The following is a 13363-nucleotide window of genomic DNA, read 5'->3' as shown; positions in this document are numbered from 1 at the left end:
CCTATCCACCTTTGTAAACTTGATGTTTCAACATTTCATAGATTGGGCTCCTGCGTTTGTAAAGGTATACCTTTACAAACTATCAAAGAATTCCAAACTAATAAAAATAATTTCATAATATTTTGTTTTTTTAGACAGGTGCCAATGATAAGTAATATGTAAATTTTATCAATACCTAAATGCCTCTAAAAAATATATATTTTAGTAAATGATGCTTATTGGAAAAGGGGCTATGAACATGAAGATAAAAAAGAGGCAATTGGTAACAACTATATATCCAGGTCAGTTATTTAGCACTGAAACTTTACCCGAAGGCACGAGGTTTTTGAAATGGGAATTAGCAGGTGGTGGCGATTTAGATGATATTCTTTTTGACGTAATGGAAGATAAATTTGGGGACTTGGATGATCTTATTTTTAATGATGTTTTACATGAAAATCGAACTGAAGTGGTACAAAATAAAGAAATGTATATTGATAATGTTCGTAATGCTACATCATTAGTTGGAATAAACATATATGCTTTAATTTATGAATAAAGACGCCGTAATATTTCTCAATACCCATTTTTTTTCTACAAATTGTATATTTTAGTTAGGTTGCTTTAGTAACCTGATTACAAATATATATTATGAAATGGGGAATGGATATGGAAACAAAAGCGACAGTAGAGATTGCAAGAGTAAGATCAGGTAAAGAGCCACAACCAGGACAAAAAAATCGTTCAAGTGGCAACTTTAGTACTGAGAATCTTCCAGCAGGAACAAAATATTTGAAATGGGAGGTTATAGGTGGCGGAGATCCGGATTTTATTAGCTTTAATGTAATGGAAGATAAGTCCGCTGCACCGGATCCTACTCATTTCTCTGGTGTATTAAGCGGCAATCGAACAAGTGTTATATCTAAAAGATCTCTTTATATTGCCAATCCTAAGAATGCTACCTCTGAATTTACTGTAATTGTATCTGCCATGGTTCAATAAGTAAAATCAGAAAAGAGACTATGAAATATTTTTTAGTCTCTTTTTTGTCGGTTACTTCGTCGCTCTTTCTATTTAGCTTGTTTAGAAAGAATAAGATTTTTTTATACTTGGGGGAATAAATGTACTTAAGTTGACGGATACGGGGACCCAATACATAAAGAATATTCCCGTGATTTTCTCAACATAGGTGCACCTTATAATTAATAAAAAACCAAATTTATGTTACATCTGTATGAGGAAAGGTTTTTGATTTAATAGGGAAAAATACTATAGGGAGGAATAAAACATGTCTTTGAAAAAGAAATTAGGTGTGGGAGTGGTTTCAGCCGCTCTTGGTTTATCTTTAATTGGTGGGGGGACATATGCTTATTTTAGTGATCAAGTTGTGTCGAATAACACATTAGCCGCGGGGACATTAGATCTTACTATGCAGCCTACAACTTCTCTCAATTTAGATAATTTAAAACCGGGGGATAAAATTTTAAAAAAGTTCAATGTAAAAAATAGTGGTACGTTAGATATTAAAGATGTTCTAATGAAAGTAGATTATACCGTGAACGATTTGAAACTAGATAATCAGGAAAATGATTTTGGTAAACATATGAAAGTACAATTTCTTTGGGATTGGGATTCAGCAAAAAGTCCTATATACGAAACAACTCTTGCAGAATTAAAATCACAAAATCCGGAAGTCGCGTCTCATAAAGTATTCCTTTCAAAATGGGCAGAGACGGGTGGATTAAAGGCTGGTAAGATGGATTGGTTCTGGATAAGGTTTATCTTTGAAGACAATAAAATGGACCAGAATATGTTCCAGGGAGATAGTATTGCGATGAAAATGGAGTTCCAAGCGAATCAAACAGATGGACAAGAAAGATAATATTGCAAGACCCATATATGGTACATCTAAGACTTCTAAGATCTCTATTTTAGAAGTCTTGCTTTAATATTTGACATCGGGGTAATACTTGTAAAAAAGGGTAAACTGTAATCATACCAACCTTTTATCTGTTAAAAACACTTTGTAACAGAACCCAGCACTTTATCTTGGTTCTTATTTTCATTTACCTTAGGCTTTGTCTCATATAGATTGTTTAATACACGATTATACTCATTTCTTGTAATTTCTTTATTATACAACTGAATTAATAAATCTTTATGCGCTTTTGAAAAGGCCATTTTATCAAAAAACTTAGGATACATAGTACCATTCTCTCCGCTTCATGTTGGGTTTTATATGATAAATCAGAAGTAGAAAAACCCATATCTATATAGAATAGGGATGGGTTTTTCAGTTACTGTTTTAGACGTCGTTGTATAGTATAAATATTGGCTGAGTATTAAATTATAACATAAAAGTTATACTCCTAGTTATTTTTCTAAGGATGTCAGGTACCCGCAAATGTGTGAATGTCCTGTCCGTGGGCTTTAGAATCGAATCGTGGAGATTGCATGTTTATATACAAGCTGTTGTTTCCCCTCATATTCTATTAAAATAGAAAAGGTATCATATCCTCTTATTATTCCTTTTATATGTAGTCCTTTTAACAGAATTAACGTGATATCCTTCTTCTTTTGAAACGCTTCTTGTAATAAGTGTTCCTGTGAAAATAGTATGTTCTTACCTCTATCCTTTTGAAATGATTGTAATTTCGTTTCCAATGAGTTCTCCTCCTATTCTTCTCATACAGTCACTTTGTATTGTTCTAGTTCAGCTAACAGTTGTTTTACACCCTCTGGACTCAGTGTCAGCTTTCCACCTACTAGTTTTACATTCCTTGAAGATATCCTGTGATAGGACACGTACCATGAGCTGCATATTTTTGTAGAATAATCGCATCTTCTTCTACAAAAGTTTCTAGCGCATCCACTGTATCCACCTGTAAAGTTTTTCTTGTTTCTTTTGGTATTACAATTCGTCCCAAATTATCTACTTTTCGTTATTTTAAAACTATATATACTATAAAAAGTTAATCTCAATCTATTAGAAATAAAGAGATTTTCCATGTCTTTTTACGTCCACTGTTGCAAACATTCTAATCCCTTCATACTCTCAATCACTTTTTTGTCACTCACTATATAATAAATCTCATTTCCTTTTCGGTCATAGGAAACCATCTTAAACTGTTTTAACTTTATTAATTGCTGTGACATTGTAGATTGTGGAACACGTAGTAGCTTCTGTAACTGGGATACATTTAATGGACCTTTTAAAATTAATTCTCGAACTATCATCAAACGCATGGGATGTCCAAGCATCCGCAATATATCTGCAGGTCTCTCGTAATCATTAATATTCATATAGAAAGCTTTTTGCATAATCACTTCTCCTTGTTAGTGTTCGTTTCCTACATCCTAACATCATCTATTTGTTTGGCAAATGTTTAGATACACAAGAGATCCCTTCGAGTGCTTATGTTTTCATAACTATATCATTCCCAAAGAATCTCCCTATGTCCTCTTGGTATCTTCCATTGCTTCCGATGTTATTATAATAAATAACTCATTTAGTTCTCTCTGCTGTATATTTTCTGGTACTTCTAATTCCCGTCCAAACGTTTTCCTTCAAGTAATTTTTACTACTTTAATCTGCAGCGTAGAGACCGGAGCGGAGTTTGAAGTTTTTCCTCTTTCTGTCCTAGTGACAGGGTAGTTTTAAGTTATTAAAGATTCCTTTTTTGTATCTAAAATCCAAAAATAAAAAGATAAGATCAGGGAACACAATCTTATCTTTAGCACAAGGAGTAAACAAAAGGATAACTATCATATCTATATCATAACTTATTATTGGTTAATTTTGAATAGTATATCCATAATTAAGCATTATATCTATATTGAGAAATTTATTAAAAATTTAGTTAAAACCCAATTGAATTTTATCCAAAAGTTTACTTTCATTTAATCAAATACGATAAAGTACCTACGAAAGTAGGTGCTTTTTTCTTTGTTATATAAAATTTATAGAATAAAAATGAAATTTAATAAAGTGAATAATTTACGACCGTAATCATCTCATATCTCAAACATTGATTTCTAGCCGAAATATTTTTAATAAATTATCCCATAACGGATCTTTTCGTTATATAGATAAAGAAAGATAAGAAAACTTCATTTACATATATTTAAAAATTATATTTAGTTATATTACGAAATTCATTTTCTTTTTGTTTTTTTGGTAAAACACGGAAAAACACTTTTAAATAAATATCTACTATAAAAACGAAAAATTATTTTCAATTTTCGAGGTATTTGAAAATATCAGCATGATAGGCATAAAGCGAGACTCCTCTTGCGGTACAGCCGAGATACGTGTAAAAATAGGTCGCAGCCTTACTTGTATTTCCAAGGTGGTTTTTACTTTTATGAATACAAAGTACTCTATTTAAAATATTTTTTAAGATCATATCTATATTAAAGTTATCTTCCTATAACACATTGTTTTTCAGTAAATGTTAAAAATTTTACGCGATTGTAAAGTTTTAATGTTTTTATTTTTCTCAATTGTATAACTTTATTTTGGGATTATACTTAATGCGTAATCCCAAAACTAGGAAAGGGGCTTTGAGATAGGACATTTATCTTAAATTCTTACTTAGAGGAGTGATTTAAGAAATCAATGAGGGTAATGTGTTTCTAGATTATATAGAAAAAGAGTTTGAAGTGTTACTATGCTTTTTTTGTACTCATCCAAAAATATAATCAACATTGCTTAAAATAAGTGTGCATTTAATAAATCCACTTTTGGTATTAGTGAGAAAACAGATATTTCGTATGTAAATAATAACGAATTTGAACGAAAGGAATGATTCATATGAACAGAAGGGAAAATGGTAGATTACAAAAAACAATAAAGGTGTTTGCGACATCCGCTATTTTAGCAACCACGTTATTTGCACCTATTATGACAAATAATTTAGATGTACATGCTGAAACTGCACAAACTGCAACTCAATTTGAACAAAGAGAGTTCGACCTTCCAGGTACAGGCAGTTTTTGGGATGAAGCAAAAAGAGAAAAAAGAAGTGAGCAAAAAAATTATATGCCAACAGGCATTTATGTGAAACCTAATGAACAGGTTACTATTACAGTATCAGGAACGCAAAAGATTAGAGCCATTATTGGGACACATCAATATGACAAAGAATGGGGAAAAGAAATTGATCTTTCACCTGGCTCTAATACCATCTCTTCACCAAACGGCGGCGTATTAGGGTTAGATAATTTTCAAAGCACAGGAACAGTTAAGGTGCAAGTAACACAAGGCGGTAGTCCTATTCCTTTCTTTGTATTAGGGAAACACACAAAAGAAGACTGGATTACCATGATGAACAACTATCCAAATGCACATGCGGTACAATTGAAATCAAAACGAGCAGTACTAACTGTAACTCGTGATAGTGCCAATAAATATATTGTAAATCAAGATCCTGTGCCTCTATTAAATAAATATGATGAAATGATTCGAGCGCAAGACAAGATATCGGGGCTATCTGAAACAGATCCTAATCCTTTACATCGTTCAACTCGTCGTATTTGGGCCTTTGTAGAAAATCCTAACGCACAAAGTTGGGGCATGTATGCAAGTTGGGATGGAGCCGTCTTTACGACTGCTGGTGAAGCTATCAAAAGTACTTTAAATGTCAATGAGTTTGGATGGGGACAAATGCATGAAGCAGGACATGCACGACAACAATATCCATGGACGTGGAATGATTTAAGAGGTATGGGTGAAGTAACTAATAATCTATATTCTTTAGCTGCATTCAAGAAGATATACCCAAATATACCAACACGTTTAGATACAGAGGGAGATTATAATAGAGCTTTCGCGTATTTAAAACAAACGAATAAAGAATATAAAAATATTGACGACCTATTTGTAAAACTTGTTATGCTTTGGCAGCTTCATTTGGCATATGGGGATGATTTTTATCCAAATCTTCACAAATTATATCGTGAGATACCAGAGGATCAACTTCCCAAAACAGACGAAGATAAAATACAGGCATTTATTTACAATACATCGAAAATAGCAAAACAAAATGTACTTCCATTCTTTGATAAATGGGGATTGAAAGCAACACAAGAAACGAGACAGAAAATAGAAGCTTTAAACAACCCAACATTAATTGCACCTATATGGGAAGCAACGGATGCTAAACCTGTTAAACCACTTGCTGTATTGTCCAAAAAAATAATGAAGGCAAGTGCAAATAGTGAAGAATCATGGCGTGATCCAGCAAGTAACGCAATTGATAACAATCCAAATACAATTTGGCATACCCAATGGAGCACACCAAATCAATATCCATATAATTTAACGTTAGATCTTGGTAAAACACAAACTATCAACCAAGTAGCATGTCTTCCAAGACAAGATTGGTCGGAGAATGGTCGTATTTTAGGATATAATATTTATACAAGCATGGATGGCTCTAACTATCAAAAAGTATCGACTGGAACTTGGAAAAGTACTGGAGGAAAAGAGTTTGCAACATTCGAACCTGTATCTGCAAAATATGTAAAAATAGAAGTAACGAACGGAAAAAATGGATATGCTTCAGCAGCTGAAGTAGATATTTTAGGGTATTAATAGTTTGCACGTATGAATGAACACGTTATCGTAGGGGGATTTTCGTATGTTTTGAAGATCTGCCCTGCGATAATTTTTTTGCGTATTTCATGTTCTGTTTTTACTTTGTAATTTCTGATATGAAATTACGTGAATAAATTACAGCTAGTACCAATAAAGTAGAAACCGATAATGATTTCTTTTAATGTTGTAGATATTACTATGATTTATGACAACTAAAAAATGAAAGTTATCACTTTTTAAGCCAAGATTTAGAAACACTAAGTATATGATATGACATATAAAACGCTGTGGGGATTATGTGATTGATTTACAGAAGATCTATCAGCCGATAGAAGAAAACTATATAAAATCCAAAAGTTCGTGTTTGGAAATAAAAGTAAGACTATAACCTATTTTTACACGTATCGCCTGTACCCCATAGTAGAAGAACATAAAAAAATGGCAATGAGTTTTCCATCAACATGGCATTTCCAATCGCTCTTGTTTAATATTTTGCCAATGATGAATTTGAAATAGAGATTTCCATGTTTTAAATACAATCTCTATCTGCCAACGGAGAGAGTAAAAATCATGGATTTGTTTCATCGGAATAACCTCCCAAGGTGTATTGGTAACATATAAGTTCATTCCAGCTAACCTTTTGCCTTTTTTCGAATACGTAATACCCTTTTTACTTTCCGTATACACTTGCTTTTTCATACGCTCATGAAGTTGTTTTTCGGTTAATCAATACATAATCACCTGTCAACGTAATATGTTCCCATCAAGAGGAGATATATGTTGTAAATATTCTTCCGGATTGTCTACATCTTTTGCACGTAATGCATCACAAAGACACTACCTGTTACTAAAAGCACATCTTGCAAAGTATTAAGTAAAGTATTAATTCAAGTAAAAAAGGGAAATGTAAAATAGAGATTCTTTGTTAAAGGAGGATTATATGAATTTTATTTGGGAATCATTTATTTTAATCTTGAGTGGCATTCTTTTATTACGAATAGCAGGTAGAAAGTCTATTTCGCAGATGACATTAGCACAAACTGTAGTAATGATTTCTATTGGTACAATTATTGTACAACCTATTGTAGAAAAAAGTGTATTAAAGGCTATTGTAAGTGCACTTATATTTGTCATTTCAGTGGTTATTATAGAATATCTACAATTAAAATCTAATACATTTGAAAAAGTCTATTACTGGCAAGTCTAAAACAGTGATTGAAAACGGTATTTTACATGTCTCTAACTTGAAGAAAATGCGTTTAACAGTAGATCAATTAGAAATGAGATTACGTAACCAAGGAATTTCAAAAATTGGAGATGTAAAAACAGTAACTCTAGAACCTAATGGTCAAATAGGATATGAATTAAAAGAGGATGTTAAGCCGTTAACAGTGGGAGACTTAAAAAGATTAATTCAACCTCAATTTTTGAATCAAAATATACTATCCAATAATCCAACAGATTTACAAGCAAAAAATAATAATTCAAATATATTTCAAGAAATTAATGCTCAATCTGATATAAAACATCATGATTTGAAGTGAGAAATAAAAAGTTGAACTACTTCATAAAGTCCATGTAAATACCAGTTCCTACGATTCCAATTAAAAAGGTAATCCCAATTATAAAGAAAAGAGTTTTAAGTATCGTAACTGTTAATTTTATTTTATTTACTCCCGTTAAAAAATTTCTATAATCAATAGAGCAGGCAGCAAAAACTAATTGTGCTCTTCATACATGCCTATAAGGATAAGTTTGGATTTTTTATGAACTTTCTTTTGTATTGACTATATACTTGTAATTATATTTATTTAAAAAATGATACCTAACTATGGTATACCCATTTTTAAAGATAAATAGTGTTTCGAGATTTTTTAGTATGTGTGAACGAAAGTTCATATTTTTTAAAAAATTATGTTTTTTTATAAAAAACAACTTGTCGAGGTGACACTTCATATGAATCATATTGGGCAAATTACCATAGAACTTGTGGTTGGCTTTTTTGTACTATTAATTGCTGCTAAATTATTAGGAAAAACACAAATTTCTCAACTTACCCGCTTTGATTTTATTTCTGCCATTGTTCTCGGTAGTCTTGTAGGAAATACTGTATACGATTCAAAAGTGAAGGTTGGTTCCATTCTGTATGCAGTATTTGTGTGGGTCGTACTCATCTATACGATAGAAATGGTAACGCAAAAATGGAGAAGAACGCGAAATATTTTTGAAGGGAACCCTTCCATTATCATACGAAATGGATATATTGACAGAGAACAATTAAGAGCGAATCATTTGGATATAAACCAGCTACAACAAATGTTGCGACAGCAAAAAGATATTTTTTCTATTCGAGAAGTTGAGTATATGATATTAGAACCGAATGGAAAAATAGGTATCCTAAAAAAGCCTAAGTTTACATCTCCTACAATAAAAGATTTAAGTTTAAAACAAAAAACTGTATATCTACCAATTTCATTAATAAGTGACGGGAAAGTTGTTAAGGATAATTTAAAAGAGGCAGGATTTGATGAAAATTGGCTTTTTAAGCAAATTAAGAAAAGCGGAATCACAAGGTTTGAAGATATATTATATGCGGAATGGAAAACAGATGAAGGTTTCTTTTGCCAAAAAATGAATGAGTCATGATTTCGACGACTACTTTTATGAGTATCTTCCGTAAAAATAAAAAAGAGGTGTGTTGTGAGATGAAATTGGATATTTCATAAATGATGTACAAATATTTCGATTCACAAAATTTTCATTTATGTTCATCGAAAACAGCCAATTTACTTTAATGGGGTAAAGATCGGCTGTTTTTTTGTGCATAATTTCCTTAGGTGGTTTTTTCAAAAATGCTGGCGGTACCCCATGCCCATCAAGCTAAGATTTTAAGATACCCTCACAATGAAACCTTTATTTTTTGGCAACTAAGGACAAATAAAAAAGGACCTTAACAATTTGTTAAGGTCTGCGGAATAAAGCCGCAATTTGGGTTGAAACCCAATCAGTTTGTAGAAAATAAATTGCGATTATAATAGCAATTGCATTCCCAAAAGCAATGTTTCAAATGGATTTTAGCATACTTGTAACTGTAATGGTATCAACAAAGTGTGGATTGAATTACAAATGATGGTTGATAATATTAAGAAAATTCGAGAAAATAACTAATTCTCATGAAGAAAAAGTGTTAAGAAGAAATTGTAGCGATAAATTTTTAGAGGAAGCACCGATAGCGGCGCTTTTCCCTTTGTTGTATAAAATTTATATAATAAACGAGCAATTTACTAAGCAAACAATTAATAACTATAACTATCATATCTCACACATAGATTCATAACTAAAATATTTAAAACAAACGTTTGTTTAATTTTTCTATACCTAATTTCTTTATCACATAAATAAAAAGGATAAGAAAACCTCATTTACATATATTCAAGAATTATAGTTAGTTATAATATGAAATTCATTTTCTTATAGCTAATTAATCTTGAATTGGACTATATGCTCTTCTGTAAGAATCCTTCATTCTTCTCTATTTACACACACTCACATTTTTTATAATTTATTATGATATAGATATTGTTTTAAAGTGTTTTGTGCAAAATAAACAATTGAGATTTTTAGGAATTATAATCAGGGTTTTATTTTCTCTCTCTAAATTCACATAATTTTCAAATATTATAACTTCACATGTTAGGATTTGGTATATAATGAAGGCAACCCGTAGTTAGAGTGTTTGCTCCGATTCAAATTATGAGATAGTCTGTTTCAACTTTTTGGTTTTCAAATCAACAAAAATCCAAGATGAGTCTTCTCATTTATTCCTTAGCCGGGTAGCACCACATGCCCATCAAGCTAAGAAATACATTATCCCCAAAACAAAAAATATATATTTTTAGAACGTACTACTACTTCTGTTCGGCTACTAAAGTATCTAAAAAACAAGGTCAACGCCAGCTCTGAAACTAGGTTTAACCGATAAACGATTTACTTTAAACGATATTAATAAACTGGGCAATCATCCTCTTTTAAAAAGGATGATTTTTTTAGAGGTTCCTGTGGAATTTTATGTTAAACTTACTATGAAGATTATGAAAATTCATTCTTCAATAAACGGGCAGGATCATTGAAGAAGTTTTATAAACTTTAGTGGTAGCATCATTAGTGAAATGCTTTATAACAACTAATTAAGGAGGGATAGAATATGAGAAATAGCTTTCAAATCGTTGCGTTACAAGAGAAGGAGTTTAATAACCTATTTCTAATGAATGAAGAAGCATTAAAAAGTATCGGGGCAGTCAAAATAATAGCAAATAAAAATCCTGGATATCCTTGCAGGATAAGTTTGAAGGATGCAGAGGTAGGAGAAGAGGTAATCTTACTGAATTACCAATATCATAGTGTTAATTCGCCTTATAAAGCAAGTGGTCCTATATTTATACGAAAGGGAGCAACTACCGCTAAGCTAGATGTAAATGAAATTCCGCTTATGTTACATCATAGGTACCTATCTATACGCGGCTACAATGCTGAATCAATGATTGTAGAAGCAAGGGTTACAGAAGGTGTAAATTTAAGAGAAAATATAGATGAAATTTTTGATAATAAAGAAGTAGAATATATTCACATTCTTAACGCTAAACCAGGATGCTATAACTGCCTTGTTAATAGAGTGTGAAAAAATTGAAAATGCAAACTTCTATTATCCTATAAGGGGTACCACCAATTGCTATCAGGCTACTTCAACAAACCCTCCCCTAAAATGAAAAAATACGCTATTCTTTTTGTAGAATCATAGGAAAGGATGGCGTTTTTTATGTCTGTTTCTGTGTCTGACGAATTACAACTGTTTGCTCAAGAGATTCAAAGTTTTTTATCTCCAAATACCTTACAGGATCTTGCTAGAGATGTTGGTTTTGTACAACGAACCAGTAAGTATCAGGCAAAAGATTTAGTAGCTTTATGTGTATGGATGAGTCAAAGTGTAGCTATGACTTCTTTAACTCAGTTATCTAGCTGTTTAGAAGCATCAACAGAAGTTCTCATCAGTCCTGAAGGACTGAATCAACGGTTTAATGAGGCGGCTGCCCAACTTTTACAACGCCTACTAGCCGAACTACTAAACAAAAAAATGGACGCATCTATGCCGATTTCTTCGCCATACACTTCTGGTTTCAAGCGTATTCGTATTTTAGATTCAACTGCATTTCAACTCCCAGATGTATTTTCATCGGTTTATCCAGGTGCAGGAGGATGCAGCCATACAGCTGGAATAAAAATTCAACTTGAGTATGATTTGTTAAGTGGACAGTTCCTACATATTCATACAGGCCCAGGTAAACAACATGATCGCACTTACGGCTCTCTATGTGCCCCAACTGTGACAGCGAATGATTTATGTATCCGAGATTTAGGTTATTTTCATTTAAAAGACCTTCAATATATACAAGATAGGGAGGCCTACTATATCTCTCGTATCAAGTCGAATACACGTATTTATCAAAAAAATCCTACCCCTGATTATTTTCAAGATGGAAGAATTAAGAAAGGTACAGAGTATATACAGATAGATATGGAGACGTGAATGAACTCCCTTCAACCAGGACAAACATGTGAAATAGCTGATGCTTATGTAGGAATGATTGATAAAATGCCAGCTCGTGTAATTGTTCATCGATTAACAAAACAACAGCAACAAAAACGATTACAAGATCAAACTGTAAGAGAAAAAAAGAAAGGAATGAAGTATTCTCCTCGTAGTAAACGACTCAGTGGTATCAATGTATATATGACAAACACGCCTACAGATATTGTCCCGACGGGACAAGTACATGATTGGTATTCTTTACGTTGGCAAATCGAAATTTTATTTAAAACGTGGAAGTCATTCTTTCAAATTCATCATTGTAAAAAGATAAAACGAGAACGATTGGAGTGCCATTTATATGGTCAATTGATTGCCATTCTACTCTGTTCTTCTATCATGTTTCAAATGCGACAATTGCTCCTAATGAAGAAAAAACGAGAGCTTAGTGAGTATAAAGCCATATATATGATCAAAGACTATTTTCTTCTTTTATTCCAAACTATTCAAAAAGACACCCAAGAGCTATCAAAGGTGTTACTTCGCCTGTTCAATCTCCTACAGCAAAACGGGCGGAAATCTCATCGATATGAGAAAAAAACGGTCTTTGATATATTAGGTGTCGTTTACAATTGTACCATGTCTGATAATCAAGCCGCTTAATTCAAAAAATGAAACCCGTTAGGGTTTATTTCGTATGCAAATCTTTCAATCACCTACACTTGCCCTTTAGAAAAAAGAAACAATCTCGCCTAAAATTGACTTTGCATAATCTTAGCTTGATAGCGATGTGGTGCTACCCCTATATGTATAATTTCATAACACGCATTATCAACTCTAACACAATAAACTGTTTATAAACAAACCCTAAAGGGGTACAGCCGAGATACATGTAAAAACAGGTCATAGGCTTACTTATATTTCCAGATATGATTTATTGAGCGTATAAACATCATTTTGTCTATTTTTATTAGGTGATTTGTCTATTATGGGTTAGCCCTAATCATTCATTGGTTAGTTACTGAAAACACTTAATTTCAATTGTGTGATTAGGGTGTATGATAATAGATTCAAAAATAAAAAAGAAAAAGCTGGATCAATGCCAGCTTTTTTAACAATTATACTTACCCATAAATATAAAATATTATCTTTGATTTTGTTTTTCCCTTTCACCTACAACCCAAGCTACTAATAAAATAGAG

9 protein-coding genes and 6 pseudogenes are annotated in these 13363 nt (G+C 32.2%); 9 read left to right on the top strand and 6 right to left on the bottom strand.

Annotated features, from left to right (window positions below; all coding sequences use genetic code 11):
* Positions 1-238: 238 nt before the first annotated feature.
* The 3 genes from ILT06_RS31795 to ILT06_RS31785 all read left to right on the top strand — a co-directional run bounded on the left by ILT06_RS31795 (position 239) and on the right by ILT06_RS31785 (position 1861).
* Positions 239-538, top strand: a complete 300-nt coding sequence (locus ILT06_RS31795) for a hypothetical protein (RefSeq protein ID WP_098687269.1) — start codon at positions 239-241, stop codon at positions 536-538.
* Positions 539-648: 110 nt separating this feature from the next.
* A complete protein-coding gene (locus tag ILT06_RS31790) occupies positions 649-981 on the top strand; it encodes a DeoR family transcriptional regulator (protein ID WP_098687268.1) in 333 nt (110 codons plus the stop codon).
* Positions 982-1267: 286 nt separating this feature from the next.
* Complete coding sequence (locus ILT06_RS31785) at positions 1268-1861, top strand: TasA family protein (RefSeq protein WP_222655967.1); 594 nt, start codon at positions 1268-1270, stop codon at positions 1859-1861.
* 131 nt (positions 1862-1992) lie between these two features.
* On the opposite strand, the gene ILT06_RS31780 is transcribed toward ILT06_RS31785, so the two are convergent.
* The 4 genes and pseudogenes from ILT06_RS31780 to ILT06_RS31765 all read right to left on the bottom strand — a co-directional run bounded on the left by ILT06_RS31780 (position 1993) and on the right by ILT06_RS31765 (position 3300).
* Complete coding sequence (locus ILT06_RS31780) at positions 1993-2184, bottom strand: hypothetical protein (RefSeq protein WP_222655966.1); 192 nt, start codon at positions 2182-2184, stop codon at positions 1993-1995.
* Positions 2185-2409: 225 nt separating this feature from the next.
* Positions 2410-2643: an RNA chaperone Hfq gene (hfq, locus tag ILT06_RS31775; RefSeq protein WP_000448532.1), complete on the bottom strand. Its 234-nt coding sequence runs from the start codon at positions 2641-2643 to the stop codon at positions 2410-2412.
* A gap of 21 nt (positions 2644-2664) precedes the next feature.
* A pseudogene (locus tag ILT06_RS31770) lies at positions 2665-2906 on the bottom strand (AbrB/MazE/SpoVT family DNA-binding domain-containing protein).
* An 88-nt stretch (positions 2907-2994) separates the two neighbouring features.
* Complete coding sequence (locus tag ILT06_RS31765; RefSeq protein WP_222655965.1) at positions 2995-3300, bottom strand: ArsR/SmtB family transcription factor; 306 nt, start codon at positions 3298-3300, stop codon at positions 2995-2997.
* 1492 nt (positions 3301-4792) lie between these two features.
* Here ILT06_RS31765 and ILT06_RS31760 point away from each other — a divergent pair.
* Both ILT06_RS31760 and ILT06_RS33245 read left to right on the top strand, forming a co-directional pair.
* On the top strand, positions 4793-6574 hold the full coding sequence (locus tag ILT06_RS31760; protein ID WP_222655964.1) for a M60 family metallopeptidase: 1782 nt from the start codon (positions 4793-4795) through the stop codon (positions 6572-6574).
* Positions 6575-6684: 110 nt separating this feature from the next.
* Positions 6685-6965, top strand: a pseudogene (locus ILT06_RS33245) (hypothetical protein); the annotation flags it as partial.
* A 28-nt stretch (positions 6966-6993) separates the two neighbouring features.
* On the opposite strand, the pseudogene ILT06_RS31755 reads toward ILT06_RS33245, so the two are convergent.
* Together ILT06_RS31755 and ILT06_RS33240 are read right to left on the bottom strand one after the other, a co-directional pair.
* Positions 6994-7303: pseudogene (locus tag ILT06_RS31755) on the bottom strand (transposase); the annotation flags it as partial.
* Positions 7281-7405, bottom strand: a pseudogene (locus tag ILT06_RS33240) (Tn3 family transposase); the annotation flags it as partial. The pseudogenes ILT06_RS33240 and ILT06_RS31755, both read right to left, overlap by 23 nt.
* Positions 7406-7517: 112 nt before the next feature.
* Here ILT06_RS33240 and ILT06_RS31750 point away from each other — a divergent pair.
* The 4 genes and pseudogenes from ILT06_RS31750 (at position 7518) to ILT06_RS31735 (ending at position 12824) form a co-directional block, all read left to right on the top strand.
* Positions 7518-8121, top strand: a pseudogene (locus ILT06_RS31750) (DUF421 domain-containing protein).
* Between the two features lie 412 nt (positions 8122-8533).
* Positions 8534-9223: a YetF domain-containing protein gene (locus tag ILT06_RS31745; protein WP_222655963.1), complete on the top strand. Its 690-nt coding sequence runs from the start codon at positions 8534-8536 to the stop codon at positions 9221-9223.
* Between the two features lie 1558 nt (positions 9224-10781).
* A complete protein-coding gene (locus ILT06_RS31740) occupies positions 10782-11255 on the top strand; it encodes a DUF1203 domain-containing protein (protein ID WP_088007483.1) in 474 nt (157 codons plus the stop codon).
* A 138-nt stretch (positions 11256-11393) separates the two neighbouring features.
* A pseudogene (locus ILT06_RS31735) lies at positions 11394-12824 on the top strand (IS4 family transposase).
* The last annotated feature ends 539 nt before the right edge of the window (positions 12825-13363 follow it).

The sequence above is a fragment of the Bacillus sp. 17RED48 genome, assembly GCF_019837545.1.
In the GTDB taxonomy this organism is placed as follows: domain Bacteria; phylum Bacillota; class Bacilli; order Bacillales; family Bacillaceae_G; genus Bacillus_A; species Bacillus_A wiedmannii.
The sequence above is the reverse complement of the archived record's forward strand: the minus strand, read 5'-3'. Positions and strand labels throughout refer to the sequence as shown.

Excerpts from the sequence above, each read along its gene's own strand:
- ILT06_RS31795 (WP_098687269.1), top strand. The coding sequence starts at position 239 with ATGAAGATAAAAAAGAGGCAATTGGTAACAACTATATATCCAGGTCAG.
- ILT06_RS31790 (WP_098687268.1), top strand. The coding sequence starts at position 649 with ATGGAAACAAAAGCGACAGTAGAGATTGCAAGAGTAAGATCAGGTAAA.
- ILT06_RS31785 (WP_222655967.1), top strand. The coding sequence starts at position 1,268 with ATGTCTTTGAAAAAGAAATTAGGTGTGGGAGTGGTTTCAGCCGCTCTT.
- ILT06_RS31780 (WP_222655966.1), bottom strand. The coding sequence starts at position 2,184 with ATGTATCCTAAGTTTTTTGATAAAATGGCCTTTTCAAAAGCGCATAAA.
- ILT06_RS31765 (WP_222655965.1), bottom strand. The coding sequence starts at position 3,300 with ATGCAAAAAGCTTTCTATATGAATATTAATGATTACGAGAGACCTGCA.
- ILT06_RS31760 (WP_222655964.1), top strand. The coding sequence starts at position 4,793 with ATGAACAGAAGGGAAAATGGTAGATTACAAAAAACAATAAAGGTGTTT.
- ILT06_RS31745 (WP_222655963.1), top strand. The coding sequence starts at position 8,534 with ATGAATCATATTGGGCAAATTACCATAGAACTTGTGGTTGGCTTTTTT.
- ILT06_RS31740 (WP_088007483.1), top strand. The coding sequence starts at position 10,782 with ATGAGAAATAGCTTTCAAATCGTTGCGTTACAAGAGAAGGAGTTTAAT.